The sequence below is a fragment of the Citrobacter sp. Cm046 genome (genome assembly GCF_030333065.1).
GTDB lineage: Bacteria > Pseudomonadota > Gammaproteobacteria > Enterobacterales > Enterobacteriaceae > Citrobacter > Citrobacter murliniae.
In genome coordinates, this window is sequence record NZ_JAOWGP010000030.1 from 88,785 (window position 1) to 111,757 (window position 22,973).

The window sequence follows — 22,973 nt, forward strand, 5'->3', positions numbered from 1 at the left end:
GTGTATCCTCCGGTTAATACGAAATGATTATCGACCGGAGGATGCCATGTCGACACCAGATGCCAATGGCAAAAAGGCCCCACAGTTTTCTTCATTCAAGCTTGCTCCTGCACCACAGAAGGCAGATGACTGCTGCTGTGAAGGGAGTTGCTCAACCCCACCGCCCGTTTCCGATGCCGTTGAAGGTACTCGCTATTCCTGGAAAGTAGCGGGTATGGATTGCGCTGCTTGCGCCCGTAAAGTTGAAAATGCGGTCCGTCAGGTCAGAGGTGTCAATCACGTTCAGGTGCTGTTCGCGACTGAAAAACTGGTGGTCAATACCGACGCCGATATCCGCCAACAAATTGAAAACGCGGTGCAAAAGGCAGGCTATACCCTGCGCGATGAGCAGACTCCGCAAGAGGCCCCCGAGTCCCGATTTAAAGAGAACCTGCCGCTGATTACGCTGGTCATCATGATGGCTATTAGTTGGGGGCTGGAGCAGTTCAATCACCCCTTTGGTCAGATGGCGTTTATCGCCACCACGCTGGTTGGTCTGTATCCCATTGCCCGTCAGGCCCTGCGCCTGATGAAAACCGGCAGCTACTTCGCCATTGAAACACTGATGAGCGTTGCCGCCATTGGCGCGCTGTTTATTGGTGCCACGGCTGAAGCCGCGATGGTTTTACTGCTGTTCTTAATTGGCGAACGCCTGGAAGGATGGGCAGCCAGCCGCGCCCGTAAAGGCGTCAGCGCCCTGATGGCACTGAAACCAGAAACCGCCACACGCCTGCATAATGGCAAGCGTGAAGAGGTCGCCATTAATACTCTCCAGCCTGGCGACATTATCGAAGTTGCCGCGGGTGGACGTTTACCTGCCGATGGCAAACTGGTCTCCGATTTTGCCAGTTTTGATGAAAGCGCACTCACCGGCGAATCTATCCCGGTTGAACGCGCAACCGGCGAAAAAGTCCCGGCGGGCGCAACCAGCGTCGACCGTCTGGTCACACTTGAAGTTCTCTCTGAACCCGGTGCCAGCGCCATTGACCGCATTCTGAAACTGATTGAAGAAGCCGACGAGCGTCGCGCGCCCATTGAGCGTTTTATTGACCGCTTCAGCCGGATTTACACCCCAGCTATTATGGCGGTTGCCCTGCTGGTCACCCTCGTGCCGCCGCTGCTGTTTGCTGCATCCTGGCAGGAGTGGATTTATAAAGGGCTGACGCTGTTGTTGATTGGTTGTCCATGCGCATTGGTTATCTCTACGCCTGCAGCGATAACCTCCGGGCTGGCAGCAGCGGCACGTCGTGGGGCGCTCATTAAAGGCGGTGCGGCGCTGGAACAACTGGGCAGAGTCACTCAGGTGGCGTTTGATAAAACCGGAACGCTGACTGTAGGTAAACCCCGCGTAACAGCCATTCATCCAGCGAGCAATATCAGCGAGTCCGAACTCCTGGCACTAGCGGCGGCGGTAGAACAAGGCGCCACGCATCCACTGGCACAGGCGATTGTTCGCGAAGCACAAACCCGTGAATTGACCATCCCAGGGGCCAAAGCACAGCGTGCGCTGGTTGGTTCAGGCATTGAAGCGCAGGTTAATGGCGAACGCGTGCTGATTTGCGCCGCAGGTAAACAACCTGCCGAAGCCTTTACCGGGCAGATAAGTGAACTGGAAAGCGCAGGACAAACGGTAGTGCTGGTGCTGCGCAACGATGCCGTGTTGGGTGTAATTGCCTTGCAGGATACGTTGCGTGACGACGCCCGTACCGCCATCAGCGAGCTTCATCAGTTAGGTGTGAAAGGTGTGATCCTCACCGGCGATAATCCACGAGCGGCAGCAGCGATTGCCAGTGAACTGGGTCTGGAGTTCAAAGCCGGGCTACTGCCGGAAGACAAAGTTCGGGTGGTAACCAGCCTGAACCAGCAGTCGCCTCTAGCAATGGTCGGTGACGGAATTAACGACGCTCCGGCAATGAAAGCCGCCACTATCGGCATTGCAATGGGAAGCGGGACCGACGTCGCGCTGGAAACCGCAGACGCCGCCCTGACCCATAACCGTTTGCGTGGTCTGGTACAAATGATTCAACTGGCGCGCGCCACTCACGCCAATATTCGTCAGAATATTGCGATTGCGCTGGGACTGAAGGGAATTTTTCTGATTACCACACTGCTCGGGATCACCGGATTGTGGCTGGCGGTGCTGGCAGATACGGGGGCGACGGTTCTTGTGACTGCCAACGCGTTGCGACTGTTACGTAAAGGATAACGCGTTTTGTCGGCCGGATGGGACGCTTTAGCGTCGGCATCCGGCAGCGATTACTGACCCTTACGCACTAAATAACGGTACGGCAGAGAGTCGGTCTCTTTTGCCACCAACTCATGCTCCATAAACGTGCAGAAGCCGGGAATATCGCGGGTTGTCGCCGGATCGTCCGCGACAATCAGCAGCGTTTCTCCGGCCTGCATGCCGCGTACGGTTTTACGCACCATCATTACCGGTTCCGGGCAGCGCAGTCCCTGTGCATCAAGGGTATGGTCGGGAGAGGTAAACAAATCGCTCATCATTATCTCGTTCAATAAAAAACGGCGTTATTTTACGCTCTGTTGGTCAGTAAGCCAATCAGGTTAACGATTGCGTGAAAAACAACCATTGCAATGTGCTCTTAAAGCAGTATCATGCGACGGTTTTTTATTGGGTTCCCTCACCCCATCCAACAAAAAGGTCACAATATGACTCCGTTTACACAAACTCAGCGCGTAAAAGCGTTGTTCTGGCTATCGCTATTTCATCTGCTGGTGATCACCTCCAGCAACTATCTGGTGCAGCTTCCGATCTCCATCTTTGGTTTTCATACCACATGGGGTGCTTTTAGCTTTCCGTTTATTTTCCTCGCAACCGACCTGACCGTACGTATTTTTGGCGCGCCGCTGGCACGACGCATCATCTTTGCAGTGATGGTCCCCGCGCTGCTGATCTCATATGTTATTTCAGCACTGTTTTATATGGGATCCTGGCAGGGATTCGGCGCGCTGCTGCACTTTAACCTGTTTGTTGCCCGTATCGCCGCCGCCAGCTTTATGGCCTACGCACTGGGACAAATTCTGGACGTGCATGTCTTCAACCGTCTGCGTCAGAACCGTCGCTGGTGGCTGGCACCCACGGCTTCAACGTTGTTTGGCAATATCAGCGATACGCTGGCCTTCTTCTTTATCGCCTTTTGGCGTAGCCCGGATGCCTTTATGGCAGAGCACTGGATGGAAATCGCGCTTGTTGATTACTGCTTCAAGGTGCTGATCAGTATTATTTTCTTCCTGCCGATGTACGGCGTGCTGTTGAATATGTTACTGAAAAGGCTGGCAGATAAATCCGAAATATCGGCATTGCAGACGAGTTAAAGGTTCATTTTCCGAGTTGTGATAAGATGGACGAATGAGCCGTTATGGCCGTTTATCGAAAGGAAGAAGTCAATGCGCAATCTGGTTAAATATGTCGGTATTGGCCTGCTGGTTATGGGGCTTGCGGCCTGTGATAATAGCGATTCAAAAGCGCCAGCAGAGGGTGCTGCCGCAGAAAGTAGCGCTACCGGACAACCGGTTAGCCTGCTGGATGGCAAACTCAGTTTTTCCCTGCCAGCAGACATGACCGATCAGAGCGGCAAGCTGGGTACTCAGGCCAACAACATGCACGTGTACTCTGATGCTACCGGCCAAAAAGCAGTGATTGTGATTGTCGGCGACGATACCAGCGAAGACCTGGCTGTTCTGGCAAAACGTCTGGAAGATCAGCAGCGCAGCCGTGACCCGCAGTTACAGGTGGTCACTAACAAGTCGATTGAACTGAAAGGTCACACTCTTCAGCAGTTAGACAGCATCATCTCCGCGAAAGGCCAGACTGCTTACTCTTCCGTGGTACTGGGGAAAGTCAACAACCAGCTGCTGACTCTGCAAATCACGTTGCCTGCTGACGATCAGCAGAAAGCGCAGACTACCGCAGAAAATATCATTAACACCCTGGTTATCCAGTAATCGTTAAGATGATGATGCGGCCTCCGATGATGCAATCGGGGGCCGTTTTTTTAGCCTCCAGGTCAGCAGGAACGCCACCGCAACCAGCCCGGCTGCCGCCAGATAGATAACTGGCACGTCCGCCCATGTCATCACCAACCCCGCCAGCGGCCCGGTGACCCCTAGCGATAAATCCATAAACACCGTATAAGTTGCCAGCGCAGCACCCTGATTCTGTTGCGGTACAGCTTTTACCGCCACTACGCCCAACGCGGGGAAGACCAGCGAGAATCCCGCACCTGCCAGCAAAACGCCTATTTTCGCCATCCACGGCATGGATGCCATCCCTACCAGCAGCAGCCCAACGATCTCTACGCTGAAGCAGATCATCGCCACATTCAAACCACCTAACCGATTGATACCATTTGGGAATAACAAACGAGTACCGACAAACGTGCAACTGAACAGCGTTAGCGCAAATGCAGCACCGTCCCAACCTTTGGCGTCATAAAACAGCGTAATAAAGGTGGCGATCACCCCAAATCCTGCGGAGGCCAGCGCCAGCGCCATGCCATACAACCAGACGCGTCCGAGTACCGCGCGAAACGGCAGCGGTTTGCCCTTGCTGGCCTTCACTGCCGGGCGAGGGAGTGCCAGCAGTATCGCCAGTAGCGCCACCCCCATGACGGTTAATGCCAGTCCTTGTAATCCGCCCCAGGCATAGCACAGTACGCCTAGTGGTGCGCCTATCGCCATCGCGCCGTAGGTGACGATGCCATTCCACGAAATCACCCGGCCAATGTGTATTGACCCCACTACTCCCACGCCCCACAACGTGGATCCCGTGCCAGCAAAACTTTGCCCAATTCCCAGTATCACGCGTCCCAGACACAGCAGCAGCAAACTCGCCATTGGCCAGCCGCTGGTCGAACCTGCCAGCAAATAGCCCAGACCACTTAAAAAGCAGCCACACAGTCCGAAAACTACGATCTTCTTCGGCCCCAGCAGATCGGCATATCGACCAGCATGGGGACGACTCAGTAGCGTGGCGAAATACTGCAGGCTAATCACCAGTCCGGCCCAGAAGGCGCTAAAGCCCATAACATCATGGACATATCCCGGCAGAACCGCGAGCGGCAAGCCGATAGTCAGGTAGCTGGCGAAGTTAAACATCACCACGGAGACAATGCGCAGATTGAGACGTAATCCGCTAAACGTTGGTTCAGCGACGGGTTCGGGCATGGAGGGTCACCACATTTTTACAACAGTGTTTCATATCTACCATGTTGCAGAAGAGAAATCAGCAGCCAGATTAGGAATATCTGTCGCAAGCCAGCCGCTACACTTAATGCAAAACGTAAAAAGGAAGAATACATGACAACCTCTCCGCCCGATAAAACGGGTTTGCACATTCTGCTCAAACTTGCCGCTCTGGTTGTTATCCTCGCAGGCATACATGCCGCCGCAGATATTATTGTGCAACTACTGCTGGCCCTCTTTTTTGCCATTGTATTGAATCCACTGGTCACCTGGTTTATTCGCCGGGGAGTACGTCGACCGATCGCCATTACGCTGGTAGTGATGGTGATGTTGATCGTTCTCACCGCGCTGGTGGGTGTTCTTGCTTCCTCAGTCAATGAGTTTATCGGCATGCTGCCAAAGTACAACAAGGAGCTAACACGCAAGGTACTGTATCTGCAGGATATGATGCCCTTTCTTAATCTGCATATGTCGCCAGAGCGCATGCTACAACGCATTGATTCTGACAAGCTGATGACCTTTACAACCACGCTGATGACCGGAGTTTCCGGTGCGATGGCAAGCGTCGTCCTGCTGGTAATGACGGTGGTATTTATGCTGTTTGAAGTACGCCATGTCCCCTACAAAATGCGTTTTGCGCTGAATAATCCGCAAATCCATATTGCTGGTCTTCATCGGGCATTAAAGGGCGTCTCTCACTATCTGGCGCTAAAAACGCTACTCAGCCTATGGACAGGAGCTATCATCTGGCTTGGGCTTGCGCTAATGGGTATTCAGTTTGCTCTGATGTGGGGCGTACTGGCATTCCTGTTAAATTACGTACCCAATATTGGTTCCGTCATTTCCGCCGTACCACCGATGATCCAGGCACTGTTGTTCAATGGCATCTACGAATGCGTGCTCGTTGGCGCACTTTTTCTGGCAGTACATATGGTGATTGGTAACATCCTTGAGCCACGCATGATGGGACATCGTTTAGGATTGTCGACGCTGATCGTATTTCTCTCCTTGCTGGTATGGGGATGGCTACTCGGCCCGGTAGGAATGCTGCTATCCGTACCATTAACCAGCGTGTGCAAAATTTGGATGGAAACCACCACAGGCGGCAGCAAACTGGCTATTTTACTTGGACCAGGCAGACCCAAAAGCCGGCTTCCCTGAAAAAACTACCAACCGGGGTAGTTCTTACACGACCATTAAACTGGTATAAGCGTAGATATATATGCCGATTTGCCATAAATAAGATAATGAAAATGAGTTCATTATCTTATTTAAGTGAATACATTAAATTCATGAATTGAATATACAAAACAATAAATTTCAAAAGTCATTTAACCCAAACCAACCCTCTATATTTAAAGGTTATTTCCATTGATATCGTTTGCTTGACAACCTATACTTATCACCGACAATAGCGACGTAGACTTTCCGTTGCAGAAAAACATAGAATATTATACTCAGGTAATTCCATCACCTTGCTATCAGTCTTGTGAAATAGACCACAAATTTAGCTTAAATAAAATCACAAGGTGATGCGGGTGATCATTATTTCGCAGCTTATTATTTAACACGTATAAACAGTACTTTGATAGGGAGTTTTAATGAAACAGTATATTAAATGGTTTGCGGCAATTGCTGTTGTCGGTGCGCTGGCAGGTTGTGCGCGTACCGCGCCGATTGATCAAGTACACTCCAGCGTTAGCGCAGGGCACACTCAGGATCAGGTTAAAACCGCAATTCTGAAAGCAGGCGTTCAACGCCAGTGGATCATGTCTGAAGTTAGCCCTGGCGTCATCAAAGCACGTCAGCAAACCCGCGATCATGTGGCTGAAGTCCGTATTACCTATACCGCCACCAGCTACGACATCAAATATGACAGCAGCCTCAATCTGCAGGCTTCAGGCGGGAAAATTCACAAAAACTATAACCGCTGGGTGCGCAATCTGGATAAAGACATCCAGATCAATTTGTCAACCGGTGCCAATCTGTAATTATGCCTAAAGTCGGGCCGATAAGGCCCGATACTCTAACTATCTGCCATTTAACAGGTTGTTCCCACATGTACGAACAGGATTCGCTTAGCGCACTGGATGCCATTACTGAAGCACAACGAATCGCATTTGCCCCTATGCTTTTTCAAACCGCGTTGTGCCTGCGAAATGCGGGAGTACTCGCCTGGCTGGACAAGCAAGGTAAACGCGGCGCGACACTCGACGAAATTACTGAAAACAGTACCATCAACGAATATGCCGCCAGCATACTGCTGGATATGGGGTTAAGCGGGCGAATCATTACCTATAAAGAGGGGCATTATTACCTCGCTAAAGTCGGTCATTTTCTTTTACATGACACGATGACGCGTGTGAATATGGATTTCACCCAGGATGTTTGCTATCAGGGTTTGTTCTATCTGGAGAATGCACTGAAAGAAGGTAAACCCGCTGGATTAAAAATCTTTGGTGACTGGCCAACAATCTATCCCGCTCTGTCGCAATTACCGCCGGCTGCGCGTGAAAGTTGGTTTGCTTTCGATCATTACTATTCAGATGGGGCATTTGACGCCGCACTGCCATATGTATTCGCCAGCGCCCCTGCAACCCTGTACGATATTGGCGGAAATACCGGGAAATGGGCATTACGTTGTTGTCAACATGATGACAATATTGCAGTAACCCTATTAGATTTACCGCAACAAATTGCACTTGCACGTGAAAATATCGAAAATGCAGGATTATCTCATCGCATAAATTTCCATCCTGTGGATATGCTTAGCGATTCGCCTTTACCCGCCGAGGCGGATATCTGGTGGATGAGCCAATTCCTGGATTGTTTTTCTCCGGAACAAATTATCACCATGCTTAGCAATATTGCCCGCGTGATGAAACCCGGCGCAAAGTTGTGCATTATGGAACTGTTTTGGGATGCCCAAAAATTTGAAGCGGCCTCATTTAGCCTGAATGCGTCTTCGCTTTATTTTACCTGTATGGCGAATGGCAACAGCCGTTTCTACAGCGTAGAGAAGTTTTATCACTATCTGAATCAGGCAGGATTTCAGGTAGATGAACGCCACGACAACTTAGGTGTTGGACATACTTTATTGATATGTCAGAAGAAAAAATAATAAACAATCGGAACTACCGATTTATCGCGGACGCGCGTTGATGAAATTTGCATTAAACATTATCGACTGGCAGGCCAAGGCGCCAGGGTTAAGCGAAAGGACACAGTGGCATGAATGGTCACGGCTTTCGCACGCTATCGATCCAGCCGCACCACTGGCTAAACTCAGTGAGTTACCGATGATGACGGCTCGCCGCCTCAGTTCCGGCAGCAAGCTGGCCGTCGATTGCGGGCTGGCGATGCTACGCCGCCATGAGATCGATGCCATCCTCTATACCAGCCGCCACGGTGAACTGGAGCGTAACTACCGGATCCTGCACGCCCTGGCGACAGAGCAGGCACTCTCACCGACCGATTTTGCCCTTTCTGTGCATAACTCCGCCGTGGGTAACCTGACTATCGCTGCAAAAAAACCGATCGTCTCTTCCTCACTCTCTGCAGGCAGGGATACATTCCAGCAAGGATTATGCGAAGTCATGAGCCTGTTGCAGGCGGGATATCAGCGCGTGTTAATGGTCGATTTTGACGGTTTTCTGCCTGAGTTTTATCACCCACAACTGCCTCCTGAAATGCCGACATGGCCATTTGCCGTCGCGCTGGTAATTGAATCAGGTGATACCTGGCAATGCAAAACCCGTCCGCATAGCGCCCATAGTGAGACCTCGTTGCCGCAAAGCTTGTTGTTTTTACAGCACTATCTACAGGATATCGATACGTTTACCCTGCCGGGTGAACGCGTGCAGTGGCAGTGGAGTCAGGGATGAACAGGATACTTCTGCGCCTTAATTGGGGATGGCGGCTGGTAATGACCGGATTTTGCTTTGCCTTGTTTGGTCTCGGGGGACTACTGCTTTCTACTATCTGGTTTAACTTACTGTTAGTTGCGATATGGAATAATACCAGACGTCGGCGCATCGCCAGACGCAGCATTGCCGCCAGTTTTCGTCTCTTTTTAACCGTGGCGAAACGACTTGGCGTACTGGATTACCGCATTGAAGGACGAGATATCTTGCGCAAAGAGCGAGGGTGTCTGGTGGTCGCCAATCATCCGACGCTAATCGACTATGTGTTACTGGCCTCGGTTATGCCGGAAACGGACTGCCTGGTGAAAAGCGCGCTCCTGAAGAATCCGTTCCTCGGCGGCGTAGTCCGGGCGGCAGATTACCTGATTAATAGTCAGGCCGATGCGCTATTGCCTGCCTGCCAGCAACGGCTGGAACAAGGCGATACAATTTTAATTTTCCCCGAGGGTACTCGCACACGCCCCGGAGAGGAAATGACGCTACAGCGCGGTGCAGCAAATATCGCTGTGCGCTGCAGCAGCGATTTACGCATAGTGACCATTAACTGCAGCGAACAAATGCTGGATAAAGAAAGCAAATGGTATGACGTCCCATCGGTAAAACCAGTATTTACTATTTCAGTACACGAACGAGTTAAAATCGATCAATTTTACGATGCAAATTCACAAGAACCGGCGCTGGCCGCAAGGCAGTTAAACCGGCATCTTTTGCTTCAATTACAACCAGGTAATTTACCTCTTTCAGGAATTAATGATGCAAGCGCTTTATCTTGAAATCAAAAATCTCATTATAACGACACTGAATCTCGACGAACTGACAGCTGACGATATTGAAACCGAAGCGGCACTCTTTGGTGATGGCTTAGGGCTGGACTCGATCGACGCTCTGGAGCTGGGTCTGGCGGTGAAAAACGAGTATGGCGTGGTGCTCTCTGCTGAGAGTGAAGAGATGCGCCAGCACTTCTTCTCCGTCGCCACGCTGGCATCTTTCATTCACGCGCAACGTGCCTGAGGATAGTCCGTTATGACCGAACAAAAAGCCATTTACGAAGAAGTCTCCTCGCTGCTGGTTAAGCTATTCGAAGTCGACCCACAGGATATCAAGCCTGAGGCACGCCTGTACGAAGATCTGGAGCTCGACAGCATTGATGCCGTCGACATGATCGTGCATCTGCAAAAGAAAACCGGTAAGAAAATCAAGCCGGAAGAGTTCAAAGCAGTACGCACCGTACAAGATGTCGTCGATGCGGTAGAACGCCTTCTCAAAGAAGCGTAACTCACCGTGTCGGGCACTCGCTCGCTGCCAGTCGTACAACTGCTAACAGGTTTACTGCTGTTGGCCTGGCCATTTTTAATCTGGTTTGGCCTGGCGCATAACAGCCTGCACTGGCTGCTGCCGTTGATGGCGCTACTCCTTTTTTTACGCTTTCGCCAGACCCGGCGACAGGCGGGGCCGTTGCGCGTCGTGACACAGGTAGTGGCGGTCGCTGGCATCACACTGTGCATTGCCAGCTATCTGCTCAAAACGCACCAACTGTTGCTGTTTTATCCGGTGGTGGTAAATGGCGTCATGCTGGCGGTATTTGGCGGCTCACTCTGGTCAGCCATGCCAATTGTCGAACGGCTGGCGCGACTGCGTGACCCAAACCTTCCCGAAGCAGGTGTGCGCTACACTCGCCGTGTGACGCAAATCTGGTGCGCCTTTTTCATCCTTAACGGGAGCGTTGCGCTTTTTACCGCACTGTATGGCGATATGTCACTGTGGACGACCTGGAACGGTATGATCTCCTATCTGCTGATGGGAACACTCATGGCGGGTGAGTGGTTAGTTCGCCAACAGATGATAAAACGAGATACCCAATGAAGCAGCCCCTCACTCTTGCTCAATGGCTCAGTGCCCCACGTCCGGACGGAGTGCCTGTAGCGTGGCAGGAAGAGCACACCTGGACACTTGGTCATCTGCGCCATGATGTGGCCCGGTTGATAACACATCTGCAGCAGCAGGAAGGTGAACGCTGGGCATTGTGCTTCGAGAACAGTTATTTATTTATCGTCGCACTGCTGGCAACGCTCCACGCAGGCAAAATACCGGTGATCCCTGGCCATTGCCGTGTTTCATTATTAAACGAGCAGCATGCGCTGTTTGATGGCGTACTGAGCGATAAAGCACTGGACTGGCAAGGTGCACTGCTGGTTGTCAGTTCTGCCATGAAACCCGCTACCTACGATATTACTTTCCCGGCAATACCCAGCGACGCCTTCGTGGAACTCTTCACCTCCGGCTCCACCGGCCAGCCGAAACGGGTCATCAAGCCAATCAATCGTCTGGATAACGAAGCCGCGCTGCTCGCGACGCGTTTTGCCGATCGCCTGGCAGGTTGTCGGGTGGTCGCGTCAGTGGTGCCACAGCATCTGTATGGTCTGACGTTTCGTATCTTCTTGCCAATGGCCTTAGGTTTACCGTTACATGCTGCAATGCTGTGGTACGCCGAGCAGTTGGCGGCGCTAAGCCATGAACATCGCTATGTGTTTATCAGCAGCCCGGCGTTTCTGAAACGCCTCGATCATCAGCTTACCCCGCCGCCGGTCGAGATGATTCTGTCCGCAGGCGGCATGCTGCCCTGGCAGGACGTCACGCAGGCCGCTGACTGGCTGAACGTATGGCCCGATGAGATCTACGGCAGCACCGAAACCGGCATCCTCGCCTGGCGTTATCGCCAGCGGGATGATGTGGCATGGCAGCCCTTCCCGGGGGTCATATTCCAGCCAGAAAACGAGGCATTTCGCGTGTTTTCTCCACTTATCGCCGCTGATGATGGCCTGTTGCTCGACGATATTCTGCATTTTACAGAAAGCGGGCAGTTCCGTCTGATGGGTAGACGGGGTCGCGTGGTCAAAATTGAAGAGAAGCGTATTTCACTCAGCGAAGTGGAGCAACGCTTACTGGCTCTGGACGGTATCCGCGAAGTCGCGGCATTGCCCGTCTCACGCGGAGGGCGTCAGGGAGTTGGCGTCCTGTTAGTGCTGGATAACGAGGCGCGTCAACGCTGGCATGAATGCGGGGGGAAACCGCAAGAGCTGAGCTGGAGGCGCTCGCTGCTGCCGTGGCTGGAGCCGGTCGCCGTTCCTCGCTACTGGCGCGTGATTGACGAAATCCCGGTCAACAGTATGAACAAGCGTGTCTATGCGCAATTACAGGAGTTATTTCATGAAACCCCATGAAATCGAGCGCCACCAGGCACAGCCTCAACAGGCTGAGATCGTTTTACATCTCGACCCTTCTTTGTTCTGGTTCAGCGGGCATTTTGCTGTGCAGCCACTGCTGCCTGGCGTTGCACAGCTGGATTGGGTGATGCATTACGCCACCACGCTGCTGATCCCCGGCTGGCGTTTTCACAGTATTCAGAACGTGAAATTCCAGTCACCGCTCCTGCCGGGAACAACCGTAACCCTGAGTCTGAGCTGGCAGGAAGAGCGTCAGATGCTCTCTTTCAGCTACCAGCGTCACGACGGCGAAGCGCGTCATACCGCCAGCAGCGGGAAGATTCGGTTATGTCACTAACCTTTTCCCCTTGCGTGCTGATCCCTTGCTACAACCATGGCGCGATGATGTCGCGCGTACTGGCACGTCTACAGCCGTTTGACCTCCCCTGCATTGTGGTCGACGATGGCAGTGATGACGCCACACGGGATGAACTGGCTCGCCTGGCAGCTGAAAATAGCAATCTGACATTAATCCGCCTGCCTGTAAACGCGGGCAAAGGTGCTGCGGTGCTCCGGGGAATGCAGGCCGCGGCAGACGCAGGGTTCAGCCATGCGGTGCAAGTGGATGCCGACGGACAGCATGACATTGAAGATATTCCCAGACTGCTTGCGCTGGCGAAAGAACATCCGACGGCGCTGATTTCCGGACAACCGATTTACGATGGCTCAATTCCCCGCTCGCGCCTGTACGGACGCTGGGTAACCCACGTCTGGGTGTGGATAGAAACGCTTTCACTGCAGTTAAAAGACAGCATGTGCGGTTTCCGGGTGTATCCGGTTGCGCCAACGCTTCAACTGGCGCAGCGCGTGACGCTTGGCAAGCGAATGGATTTTGACACCGAAGTGATGGTACGCCTCTACTGGCAAGGCAACACCAGCTATTTTATTCCAACCAGGGTTACCTACCCACTGGATGGACTGTCCCATTTCGACGCGCTCAAAGACAACCTGCGCATTTCACGGATGCATACACGCCTGTTCTTTGGCATGTTGCCGCGCATCCCTTCCCTGCTTCTTCGCCGCTCATCCACACACTGGGCACATCAGCAAGAGGTCAAAGGGCTGTGGGGAATGCGTCTGATGGTGCTGGTCTGGCGTTTTCTGGGACGCAAGGTATTTTCCCTGATGCTATATCCGGTAGTCGGCGTTTACTGGCTCACGGCTTCGGCCGCTCGTAAAGCATCTCAGAGCTGGATTAGCCGCGTACGGGCACAACTGACCGCACGTCAGATGGCAGTGCCGTCAAACCTGACCAGCTATCAACATTTCCTGCGTTTTGGCGACGCAATGTTGGATAAAATTGCCAGTTGGCGCGGTGAACTGCACTTTGGTCGCGATGTGGTTTTCGCGCCAGGCGCAGAAGAGGCGTTAAACGTCAGCGATCCGCGGGGAAAACTACTGCTGGCTTCACATCTGGGCGATGTCGAAGCCTGTAGGGCTCTGGCCCAACTACAGGGCAGCAAAACCATCAATGCACTGGTATTCAGCGAGAACGCCCAGCGTTTCAGGCAAATCATGGAAGAGATGGCCCCACAGGCCGGACTAAACCTGCTTCCGGTGAACGATATCGGCCCGGATACCGCCATTCTGCTCAAAGAGAAACTGGAGCGCGGAGAATGGATCGCCATCGTCGGCGATCGCATCGCGGTAAATACCCAACGTGGCGGCGAATGGCGCGTCTGCTGGAGCCGCTTTATGGGACAAGCTGCTCCCTTCCCGCAGGGGCCGTTTATCCTTGCGTCTATTTTACGCTGCCCGGTCGATCTGATTTTTGCCCTGCGCCAGCAGAATAAACTACGCATTCACTGCGAGCCGTTTGCCGACCCGTTGCTCTTACCGCGCGCCAGCCGGCAACACGCGTTACAGAATGCTATCGATCGCTACGCCGAACGCCTGGAGCACTATGCGCTTCAGTCGCCGCTTGACTGGTTTAACTTTTTCGATTTCTGGCAACTGCCGGATACCAAAGACAAGGAGTAAAGGGTGCTTAACGATCCCCGATTTACGGCTGAAGTCGAGCTGACTATTCCGTTCCATGACGTCGATATGATGGGCGTCGCGTGGCATGGCAACTACTTCCGCTATTTCGAGATTGCCCGTGAGGCACTGCTGAACCAGTTCGATTACGGCTATCGGCAGATGAAAGAATCTGGCTATCTGTGGCCGGTGGTCGATACACGGGTGAAATACCGTAACGCCCTGACCTTCGAACAGCGTATCCGTGTACGTGCTCAGATTAAGGAATTCGAAAATCGTCTGCGTATCGGCTACGAAATTTTCGATGCTGAAACAGGGAAACGCGCCACCACGGGCTACACCATTCAGGTCGCGGTGGATGAAAAAAGTCGCGAGCTATGCTTCGTCAGCCCGGATATTCTGTTTGAACGCATGGGGGTCACACCATGAAATTATGGCCACTGCTGGCGCTACTCATCAGCCCATTCGTCAGCGCCCTGACGCTTGACTCCCTGCAACAGCGTTTTACCGAACAGCCGGTAGTCCGTGCCCACTTCGATCAAACCCGGACGATAAAGGATCTGCCGCAGCCGTTGCGATCTCAGGGCCGGATGCTGATCGCACGCGACCAGGGCTTACTGTGGGATCAAACCGCTCCGTTCCCGATGCAGTTGCTGCTGGATGACAAACGGATGGTTCAGGTGATTAACGGTCAGCCACCACAAACCATCACCGCCGATAACAACCCGCAAATGTTCCAGTTCAATCATCTGCTGCGTGCGTTATTCCAGGCGGATCGTAAAGTGCTGGAGCAGAACTTCCGTGTAGAGTTTGCAGATTTAGGTGAAGGCCGCTGGACACTACGCCTGACGCCTATTACCACACCGCTGGATAAGATTTTTGCGACTATTGATTTAGCCGGAAAAACCTATCTGGAGAGTATTCAGCTCAACGATAAACAGGGCGATCGCACCGATATCGCGCTTTCTCAACACCAACTGACGCCAGCGCAACTGACCGATGACGAACGCCAACGCTTTGCAACCCAGTAAACGTCCCGCGCTGTTATGGGGAATCGCCTGCCTGATACTGCTGGGCGTTTTGCTGACGCTGCTACCTCAGGCTCGTCTCAACAGCAGCGTGCTGGCAATGTTGCCAAAACAGACGCTGGGGACCATACCACCGAGCCTGAACGAAGGTTTCATGCAGCGCCTCGACCGACAACTGGTCTGGCTGGTGAGTCCCGGTAAACGGCCAGACCCGGCGGTGGCCCGCGGCTGGCTGACGTTGCTGCAAAAATCACACGCGCTGGCACAGGTGAAAGGCCCGATGGATGCCGACAGCCAGCAGGCATGGGGGGCATTCTTCTGGCAAAATCGCAACGGCCTGATAGATAACGACACCCGCGCCAGACTGCAAAACGGCGGTGAAGCGCAGGCCCAGTGGATCCTCTCCCAACTTTACTCAGCCTTTTCCGGCGTCAGTGGTAAAGAGCTGCAAAACGATCCACTGATGCTGATGCGCGGCTCGCAGCTGGCGATGGCCAAAAACGGCCAGCGCTTGCGCCTGATGGATGGCTGGCTGGTCACTCAGGATGAACAAGGCAACTACTGGTATCTGCTGCACGGCGAACTGACCGGTTCATCGTTTGATATGCAACAGACACACCACCTGGTCACCACGCTTACTACGCTGGAAAATGAACTCAAAGCACAATATCCCCAGGCACAACTGTTGTCGCGCGGGACGCTGTTCTATAGCGATTACGCCAGCCAGCAGGCGAAACAAGACATCTCTACCCTCGGTATAGCTACCGTGATCGGGGTGATACTGCTGATTGTGGCGGTGTTTCGCTCGCTGCGCCCGCTGCTGCTATGCCTGATTTCGATTGGCGTTGGCGCGCTGGCGGGTACTGTCGTCACGCTGCTGATTTTCGGTGAACTCCACCTGATGACGCTGGTCATGAGCATGAGCATCATCGGCATTTCCGCTGACTATACGCTCTACTACCTGACCGAGCGGATGGTACACGGTGCGGAAACATCGCCATGGCAAAGTCTCGCCAAAGTGCGTAACGCACTGCTGCTGGCGTTACTCACCACCGTCGCAGCATACCTGATCATGATGCTGGCCCCCTTCCCCGGAATCCGTCAGATGGCGGTATTCGCGGCGGTGGGTCTGAGCGCCTCCTGCTTGACGGTGATTTTCTGGCACCCATGGCTGTGCCGCGGTCTGCCGGTGCGTCCGGTTCCGGCGATGGTGCTGATGTTACGTTGGCTTGCCGCCTGGCGACGCAATAAAAAACTTGCCGTTGGCCTGCCGGTAGCGCTGGCGCTGTTCTCGCTGGCAGGCATGGCGACGCTGCGCGTGGACGATGATATCTCCCAGCTACAGGCGCTGCCGCAGGATATTCTGGCTCAGGAAAAAGCGATTACTGCCCTGACCGGGCAAAGCGTCGATCAGAAGTGGTTTGTGGTGTACGGCAAATCTGCACAACAAACGCTGGAGCGGCTGGAAACCTTTATTCCGGCGCTGGAACAGGCGAAAAAAGAGGGATTACTCGGCGGATATCGCACTATTCCGCTAAATTCGCTCGCCCGACAGCAACAGGATCTCACTCTGCTTAAAGACGCTGCGCCCGCCGTAACGAAAGCCCTGAATCACGCCGGACTGGCAACGGTAAATCCCGACCTTACCGCCATGCCGGTAACAGTCGAAGCCTGGCTTGCCAGTTCAGCCAGCGAAGGCTGGCGGTTACTGTGGCTGACACTGGCTGATGGCGAGAGCAGCGTACTGGTTCCCGTTGAAGGCGTTAAACAAAGTACGGCATTAAACACACTCAGCGCGAAATATCCCGGCGTCGCGTGGGTGGACCGTAAGAGCAGCTTCGACACGCTTTTCGCCCTGTATCGCCATATCCTGACCGGCCTGCTATGCATTGCGCTGGCGGTAATCGCTTGCGGGGCTGTCATCCGACTTGGCTGGCGTAAGGGTTTTATCAGCCTGGTACCCTCAGTGCTGTCTTTAGGTTGTGGCCTGGCGGTAATGGCCCTGAGTGGTCATGCGCTCAACCTGTTCTCACTGCTGGCCCTGGTGCTGGTATTGGGAATCGGCATTAACTACACGCTGTTTTTCAGTAATCCACGCGGCACACCGCTGACATCGCTGCTGGCTATCACTCTGGCGATGATGACCACGCTCCTGACGCTCGGCATGCTGGTATTCAGCGCCACTCAAGCCATCAGCAGTTTTGGCATTGTACTGGTGAGCGGTATTTTCACCGCATTCCTGCTTTCACCACTGGCGATGCCTGGTAAAAAAGAGAAAAAAAGAAAATGATCAAACAGACATTCTGGCGCGCCGCCGCACTGGTCGCTACGTTAATTCTCACCGGATGCAGCCACTCACAGCCGGAACAGGAAGGCCGTCCGCAAGCGTGGCTGGAGCCGGGCACACGCGTGACGCTGCCTGCCCCGGGGATTTCCCCCCAGGTTAATTCACAACAGTTGCTGACCGGCAGTTTTAACGGCAAAACCCAGTCACTGTTGGTAATGCTTAACGCCGACGACAGGAAAATAACGCTTGCCGGGCTGTCGTCGGTCGGCATTCGTCTGTTTCTTGTGACTTACGATGAAAAAGGCTTACATACCGAACAATCAATCATCGTGCCGCAACTGCCGCCCGCCAGCCAGGTGCTGGCTGACGTGATGCTCAGCCATTGGCCAATTAGCGCCTGGCAGCCACAATTGCCGAAAGGCTGGACGCTCATTGATATGGGTGACACACGCGAACTGCGCAACGCCAACGGCAAACTGGTTACGGAAATCACGTATCTGAATCGGAAAGGAAAACGCGAGCCTATCAGTATCGAGCAGCACGTTTTTAAATACCACATCACCATTCAATACCTGGGTGACTGAGATGATCTACATTTCTGCCGTTGGCATGATTAACGCATTGGGCAACGACGCCGATGAAATCGCAGCTAACCTCACACGTGGCATAGCACCCGGAATGCGCGCCCGCACAGACTGGCTGCAAGGGCATCCGTGCGCCGTATTAGCAGGCATTGACGGTGAACTTCCGACCATTCCCGACAATTTTCGCGCCCATCGTTCACGCAATAATCAGCTGCTGCTGGCGGCACTGGCGCAAATCCAGCCACAGGTGGATGACGCCATCGCCCGGTATGGCCGCGATCGGATTGCTATCGTGCTCGGCACCAGTACCTCCGGGCTGGATGAAGGTGACGTTCACGTTGATCTCACGCTCAATGGCAAAGTGAGCACCGAATGGCACTATCCGCAGCAGGAGTTGGGCGATCCCTCGCGCTTTCTCAGCCACTGGCTGGCGCTGGATGGTCCGGCCTTTACCCTCTCAACTGCCTGTTCATCCAGCGCGCGCGCTATTATGAGCGGACGTCGCCTGATTGAATCCGGTCTGGCGGACATCGCGATTGTTGGCGGTGCTGATACGCTCAGTCGGATGCCAATCAACGGCTTCCACAGTCTGGAATCCCTCTCCCTGACGCGGTGTCAGCCGTTTGGCCGCGACCGTAGCGGGATCACCATCGGCGAAGGTGCCGCGTTGATGCTATTGACCCGTGAACCACAGCCCATTGCGCTACTGGGCGTCGGTGAATCCAGCGACGCTTACCATATTTCAGCTCCCCATCCACAGGGGGAAGGTGCTATTCGCGCCATAGGCCAGGCGCTTAACGACGCGGGGATTACGCCGGATCAGGTGGGCTATATCAATCTGCACGGTACCGCTACACCGTTAAACGATCAGATTGAGTCCAAAGTCGTGAACGCGATTTTTGGCGAAAATGTCCCGTGCAGTTCGACTAAACACCTGACCGGGCACACTCTGGGCGCGGCCGGGATTACCGAAGCAGCCATCAGTATGTTGATTTTACAACGCGACCTGCCGCTGCCGCCGCAGGATTTTAGCCAGTCGCCACGCGATGAAACGCTGCCGCCCTGCGGCATCATTGAGCAGCCGCAGCCGCTGGCTCGCCCGGTAATCTTGTCTAATTCGTTTGCCTTCGGCGGGAACAATGCCAGTATCCTGCTCGGGAGAATCTCATGAGCCACTATTTATCGCCTGGCGACTATTTACCGCACGATGCGCCGATGCTGCTACTCGAAGAGGTCGCAAGCGTGACGGACGAGACCGCCATCTGCCACGTGACAATATCAGCAAACAGCGTGCTGGCCCCCTTTCTCGATCCAGACGGCAACCTGCCCGGCTGGTTCGCGCTGGAATTAATGGCGCAGACCATCGGCGTCTGGTCTGGCTGGCACCGTCAGCAACAAGGTCAGGAGAGTATTGCTTTAGGCATGGTGCTTGGCGCGCGCGAGTTAGTCTGTGCTGCGGGGGTTCTGCCTGCAGGCAGGATGCTAAGTATCAATGTCAAATTGCTGATGCAGGACGCACGTTTCGGCAGCTTCGAATGCGCCATTCAGGCGGGCGAAGAGACGCTGGCAACCGGTCGCGTCAACACCTTCCAGCCGACATCTGAAGAAATTAACACGCTATTTCAACAAGGAGCGTCCACATGAGTCGTTCAGTTTTAGTTACGGGTGCCAGCAAAGGTATCGGTCGCGCCATCGCCCTACAGTTGGCGGCGGACGGTTTTGTGGTCGGCGTTCACTATCATCGTGATGCGCAAGGTGCGCAAGAAACGCTAGATTCTATCCTCACCGCTGGTGGTGCAGGGCGTCTGCTGACGTTTGATGTTGCTAATCGCGAACAGTGCCGTGAAGTACTGGAGCAGGATATTGACGCACATGGCGCATGGTACGGCATCATCAGCAACGCCGGGGTCACCCGCGATGCCGCTTTCCCTGCGCTCAACGATAATGACTGGGATGCGGTGATCCACACCAACCTCGACAGTTTCTATAACGTCATTCATCCATGCATTATGCCGATGATTAGCGCACGCCAGGGCGGACGTATCATCACGCTGTCCTCGGTTTCCGGCATAATGGGCAATCGCGGCCAGGTCAATTACAGTGCAGCAAAAGCAGGGATTATCGGTGCAACCAAAGCGCTGGCCATTGAGCTGGCAAAACGCAAAATCACCGTAAATTGCATCGCACCGGGACTCATTGATACCGGAATGATCGAGATGGAGGAAGCCGCGCTGAAAGAGGCCATGTCGATGATCCCAATGAAACGGATAGGTCAGGCCGAAGAAGTGGCCGGACTTGCCAGCTATTTAATGTCGGATGTGGCGGGTTATGTGACTCGTCAGGTGATTTCCATCAATGGAGGGATGTTATGACACGTCGTGTCGTGATTACAGGCATGGGCGGCGTCACCGCCTTTGGGGAAAAATGGCAGGATGTCTCCGCCAGGTTACTGGCGTATGAAAATGCGGTACGCAAAATGCCGGAGTGGCAGGTTTATGACGGACTGCACACGCTGCTTGGCGCGCCGATCGACGATTTCACCCTGCCGGAACACTATACCCGCAAGCGTATTCGCGCCATGGGACGCGTGTCGCTGATGTCCACGCGCGCATCCGAACTGGCACTTGAACAAGCAGGGCTGATTGGCGATCAGATACTGACCAACGGTGAAACTGGAATCGCGTACGGTTCCTCCACCGGAAGTACCGGCCCGGTGAGCGAGTTCGCCACCATGCTGACCGAGAAGCACACCAATAACATCACCGGCACAACTTACGTGCAGATGATGCCGCACACCACTGCCGTTAACACCGGTCTGTTTTTCGGCCTGCGCGGGCGGGTAATCCCAACCTCCAGCGCCTGCACCTCTGGTAGCCAGGCGATTGGTTACGCATGGGAAGCTATTCGACACGGTTATCAAACGGTGATGGTCGCAGGTGGCGCAGAAGAACTATGTCCTTCTGAAGCCGCAGTGTTTGATACACTATTCGCCACCAGCCAGCGCAACGATGCACCGAAAACCACCCCCTCCCCGTTTGATGAAAAACGCGATGGTCTGGTGATTGGTGAGGGCGCGGGCACGCTGGTGCTGGAAGAACTGGAACACGCTAAAGCGCGCGGGGCCACTATTTACGGCGAAATCGTCGGTTTTGCTACCAACTGCGATGCTGCGCATATTACCCAACCACAACGCGAAACGATGCAGATTTGCATGGAAAAATCGCTGAAGATGGCCGGTATTGGTGCCCGGGATATCGGTTATATTTCTGCACATGGTACCGCAACCGATCGTGGTGATATTGCAGAAAGCCAGGCAACCGCCGCAGTTTATGGTGATAATGTACCGCTCTCCTCGCTTAAAAGTTATTTTGGGCATACCCTTGGCGCCTGTGGCGCACTGGAAGCCTGGATGAGTCTGCAAATGATGCGTGAAGGCTGGTTTGCACCTACGCTAAATTTGAGCCAGCCAGATGCCAATTGCGGCGCGCTGGATTACATTATGGGTGAAGCCCGCAAGATTGATTGTGAGTTCCTGCAGAGCAATAACTTTGCGTTTGGCGGCATCAATACTTCCATTATCATCAAACGTTGGCCCTGATATGTACCGGATCGTTCTCGGGAAAGTTTCTACTTTAAGCGCTGGCACATTGCCTCCCGCGCTCTTCGAGCAGGCACCGCAGGGTGCTCGCCGTGAACGCTGGCTGGCGGGCCGCGTGCTGCTTTCCCATACCCTTTCGCCATTGCCTGACATCATCTACGGCGAGCAAGGAAAACCGGCTTTTACAGCCGACACGCCGCTATGGTTCAACCTTAGCCACAGCGGCGATGACATCGCTCTGCTGCTCAGCGACGAAGGGGAAGTGGGCTGCGATATTGAAGTCGTACGCCCACGCGACAACTGGCAGACGCTGGCAAATACGGTGTTCAGCCTGAGAGAACATGCCGAAATAGAAGCAGAACATCCAGACCAACAGCTGGCGGCTTTCTGGCGTATCTGGACGCGTAAAGAAGCCATCATTAAACAGCGAGGCGGTAGCGCCTGGCAAATTGTCAGCGTCGACAGCACCACGCTGACATCCTCGCTCTCTGTTAGCCAGTGTCAGCTCGATACGCTGAGCCTGGCAGTGTGTACTCCGACACCATTTACCCTGACAGCCGACGCCGTTCAGAGGCTGTAACTCCCGCATTCCCTGTGCGCCGACGCACCATATGAAAGGTTAACTGCAGATGCAACGAGTCACCATTACTCTCGATGACGATTTACTGGAAACGCTGGATAGCCTGAGCCAGCGCCGTGGCTACAACAACCGCTCCGAAGCGATCCGTGACATTCTGCGCAGTGCGCTGGCACAAGAGACCACCCAGGAGCACGGCACTCAGGGTTTCGCCGTGCTGTCCTATGTTTACGAACATGAGAAACGCGACTTAGCCAGCCGCATTGTTTCAACCCAACATCATCACCATGATTTGTCAGTCGCCACGCTACATGTTCACATCAACCATGACGACTGCCTTGAAATCGCCGTTCTGAAAGGCGACATGGGCGATGTCCAGCATTTTGCTGACGACGTCATTTCCCAGCGCGGCGTACGCCATGGCCATTTGCAGTGTTTGCCAAAAGAAGAGTAATTGCCCGTTACGTTGCCGGGGGCGCTTAGCTTGCCCGG

26 protein-coding genes are annotated in these 22,973 nt (G+C 53.9%); 24 read left to right on the plus strand and 2 right to left on the minus strand.

Going from position 1 to position 22,973, the window contains the following annotated elements:
• Window positions 1–46: 46 nt before the first annotated feature.
• Window positions 47–2,245: a Zn(II)/Cd(II)/Pb(II) translocating P-type ATPase ZntA gene (gene zntA, locus OGX98_RS02110; RefSeq protein WP_286594759.1), complete on the plus strand. Its 2,199-nt coding sequence runs from the start codon at window positions 47–49 to the stop codon at window positions 2,243–2,245.
• A gap of 50 nt (window positions 2,246–2,295) precedes the next feature.
• Here the strand turns inward: zntA and tusA are convergent, their stop codons facing one another.
• Window positions 2,296–2,541, minus strand: a complete 246-nt coding sequence (gene tusA, locus OGX98_RS02115) for a sulfurtransferase TusA (RefSeq protein WP_003827551.1) — start codon at window positions 2,539–2,541, stop codon at window positions 2,296–2,298.
• Window positions 2,542–2,709: 168 nt separating this feature from the next.
• Here tusA and OGX98_RS02120 point away from each other — a divergent pair, with 168 nt between their 5' ends.
• Together OGX98_RS02120 and OGX98_RS02125 are read left to right on the plus strand one after the other, a co-directional pair.
• Window positions 2,710–3,375, plus strand: coding sequence for a 7-cyano-7-deazaguanine/7-aminomethyl-7-deazaguanine transporter (locus OGX98_RS02120; RefSeq protein ID WP_045448542.1), 666 nt, complete (start codon window positions 2,710–2,712; stop codon window positions 3,373–3,375).
• A gap of 72 nt (window positions 3,376–3,447) precedes the next feature.
• Window positions 3,448–4,005: a DcrB family lipoprotein gene (locus tag OGX98_RS02125; protein ID WP_045448544.1), complete on the plus strand. Its 558-nt coding sequence runs from the start codon at window positions 3,448–3,450 to the stop codon at window positions 4,003–4,005.
• A gap of 3 nt (window positions 4,006–4,008) precedes the next feature.
• On the opposite strand, the gene OGX98_RS02130 is transcribed toward OGX98_RS02125, so the two are convergent.
• On the minus strand, window positions 4,009–5,226 hold the full coding sequence (locus tag OGX98_RS02130) for an MFS transporter (RefSeq protein ID WP_045448546.1): 1,218 nt from the start codon (window positions 5,224–5,226) through the stop codon (window positions 4,009–4,011).
• A 132-nt stretch (window positions 5,227–5,358) separates the two neighbouring features.
• Here OGX98_RS02130 and OGX98_RS02135 point away from each other — a divergent pair, with 132 nt between their 5' ends.
• The 21 genes from OGX98_RS02135 (at window position 5,359) to nikR (ending at window position 22,935) form a co-directional block, all read left to right on the plus strand.
• Complete coding sequence (locus OGX98_RS02135; protein ID WP_045448548.1) at window positions 5,359–6,405, plus strand: AI-2E family transporter; 1,047 nt, start codon at window positions 5,359–5,361, stop codon at window positions 6,403–6,405.
• Window positions 6,406–6,857: 452 nt separating this feature from the next.
• Entirely contained in the window at window positions 6,858–7,235 is a 378-nt protein-coding gene (locus tag OGX98_RS02140) for a hypothetical protein (protein ID WP_144243109.1), read from the plus strand.
• Between the two features lie 68 nt (window positions 7,236–7,303).
• On the plus strand, window positions 7,304–8,365 hold the full coding sequence (locus OGX98_RS02145) for a class I SAM-dependent methyltransferase (RefSeq protein ID WP_045448552.1): 1,062 nt from the start codon (window positions 7,304–7,306) through the stop codon (window positions 8,363–8,365).
• Between the two features lie 40 nt (window positions 8,366–8,405).
• The gene (locus OGX98_RS02150; RefSeq protein ID WP_286594761.1) at window positions 8,406–9,128 is read left to right on the plus strand and encodes a beta-ketoacyl synthase chain length factor; all 723 of its coding nucleotides are present in this window, start codon (window positions 8,406–8,408) and stop codon (window positions 9,126–9,128) included.
• A complete protein-coding gene (locus OGX98_RS02155) occupies window positions 9,125–9,940 on the plus strand; it encodes a lysophospholipid acyltransferase family protein (RefSeq protein ID WP_045448556.1) in 816 nt (271 codons plus the stop codon). Before OGX98_RS02150 ends, OGX98_RS02155 begins: the two co-directional genes overlap by 4 nt.
• The gene (locus OGX98_RS02160) at window positions 9,921–10,178 is read left to right on the plus strand and encodes a phosphopantetheine-binding protein (protein ID WP_016154854.1); all 258 of its coding nucleotides are present in this window, start codon (window positions 9,921–9,923) and stop codon (window positions 10,176–10,178) included. The genes OGX98_RS02155 and OGX98_RS02160 overlap by 20 nt, the downstream gene beginning before the upstream one ends.
• 12 nt (window positions 10,179–10,190) lie before the next feature.
• The gene (locus OGX98_RS02165; RefSeq protein WP_005121566.1) at window positions 10,191–10,442 is read left to right on the plus strand and encodes an acyl carrier protein; all 252 of its coding nucleotides are present in this window, start codon (window positions 10,191–10,193) and stop codon (window positions 10,440–10,442) included.
• A gap of 6 nt (window positions 10,443–10,448) precedes the next feature.
• Window positions 10,449–11,030 carry a COG4648 family protein gene (locus tag OGX98_RS02170; RefSeq protein WP_045448560.1) on the plus strand — a complete coding sequence of 194 codons (582 nt, stop codon included), beginning with the start codon at window positions 10,449–10,451 and terminating at the stop codon, window positions 11,028–11,030.
• A complete protein-coding gene (locus OGX98_RS02175) occupies window positions 11,027–12,388 on the plus strand; it encodes an AMP-binding protein (RefSeq protein ID WP_048222965.1) in 1,362 nt (453 codons plus the stop codon). The genes OGX98_RS02170 and OGX98_RS02175 overlap by 4 nt, the downstream gene beginning before the upstream one ends.
• Window positions 12,375–12,728 carry an ApeI family dehydratase gene (locus OGX98_RS02180; RefSeq protein WP_045448564.1) on the plus strand — a complete coding sequence of 118 codons (354 nt, stop codon included), beginning with the start codon at window positions 12,375–12,377 and terminating at the stop codon, window positions 12,726–12,728. The genes OGX98_RS02175 and OGX98_RS02180 overlap by 14 nt, the downstream gene beginning before the upstream one ends.
• A complete protein-coding gene (locus tag OGX98_RS02185; RefSeq protein ID WP_048222967.1) occupies window positions 12,719–14,410 on the plus strand; it encodes a glycosyltransferase family 2 protein in 1,692 nt (563 codons plus the stop codon). Before OGX98_RS02180 ends, OGX98_RS02185 begins: the two co-directional genes overlap by 10 nt.
• Before the next feature lie 3 nt (window positions 14,411–14,413).
• Entirely contained in the window at window positions 14,414–14,836 is a 423-nt protein-coding gene (locus OGX98_RS02190; RefSeq protein ID WP_045448568.1) for an acyl-CoA thioesterase, read from the plus strand.
• A complete protein-coding gene (locus tag OGX98_RS02195; RefSeq protein WP_045448572.1) occupies window positions 14,833–15,438 on the plus strand; it encodes a LolA family protein in 606 nt (201 codons plus the stop codon). The genes OGX98_RS02190 and OGX98_RS02195 overlap by 4 nt, the downstream gene beginning before the upstream one ends.
• Window positions 15,407–17,725 carry an MMPL family transporter gene (locus OGX98_RS02200; RefSeq protein WP_286594763.1) on the plus strand — a complete coding sequence of 773 codons (2,319 nt, stop codon included), beginning with the start codon at window positions 15,407–15,409 and terminating at the stop codon, window positions 17,723–17,725. The genes OGX98_RS02195 and OGX98_RS02200 overlap by 32 nt, the downstream gene beginning before the upstream one ends.
• Window positions 17,722–18,306 (plus strand): DUF3261 domain-containing protein, encoded by a 585-nt coding sequence (locus tag OGX98_RS02205; protein WP_048222974.1) that lies wholly within the window; start codon window positions 17,722–17,724, stop codon window positions 18,304–18,306. The genes OGX98_RS02200 and OGX98_RS02205 overlap by 4 nt, the downstream gene beginning before the upstream one ends.
• A 1-nt stretch (window position 18,307) precedes the next feature.
• Window positions 18,308–19,477, plus strand: a complete 1,170-nt coding sequence (locus OGX98_RS02210) for a beta-ketoacyl-[acyl-carrier-protein] synthase family protein (protein ID WP_286594764.1) — start codon at window positions 18,308–18,310, stop codon at window positions 19,475–19,477.
• Window positions 19,474–19,950, plus strand: a complete 477-nt coding sequence (locus OGX98_RS02215) for a hotdog family protein (protein WP_045448585.1) — start codon at window positions 19,474–19,476, stop codon at window positions 19,948–19,950. The genes OGX98_RS02210 and OGX98_RS02215 overlap by 4 nt, the downstream gene beginning before the upstream one ends.
• Window positions 19,947–20,678, plus strand: coding sequence for a 3-ketoacyl-ACP reductase FabG2 (locus OGX98_RS02220; protein WP_045448588.1), 732 nt, complete (start codon window positions 19,947–19,949; stop codon window positions 20,676–20,678). Before OGX98_RS02215 ends, OGX98_RS02220 begins: the two co-directional genes overlap by 4 nt.
• Complete coding sequence (locus OGX98_RS02225) at window positions 20,675–21,904, plus strand: beta-ketoacyl-ACP synthase (RefSeq protein WP_045448590.1); 1,230 nt, start codon at window positions 20,675–20,677, stop codon at window positions 21,902–21,904. The genes OGX98_RS02220 and OGX98_RS02225 overlap by 4 nt, the downstream gene beginning before the upstream one ends.
• A gap of 1 nt (window position 21,905) precedes the next feature.
• Complete coding sequence (gene acpT / locus OGX98_RS02230; protein ID WP_048222979.1) at window positions 21,906–22,484, plus strand: 4'-phosphopantetheinyl transferase AcpT; 579 nt, start codon at window positions 21,906–21,908, stop codon at window positions 22,482–22,484.
• Between the two features lie 49 nt (window positions 22,485–22,533).
• Complete coding sequence (gene nikR, locus OGX98_RS02235; protein ID WP_137366917.1) at window positions 22,534–22,935, plus strand: nickel-responsive transcriptional regulator NikR; 402 nt, start codon at window positions 22,534–22,536, stop codon at window positions 22,933–22,935.
• Window positions 22,936–22,973 lie beyond the last annotated feature (38 nt).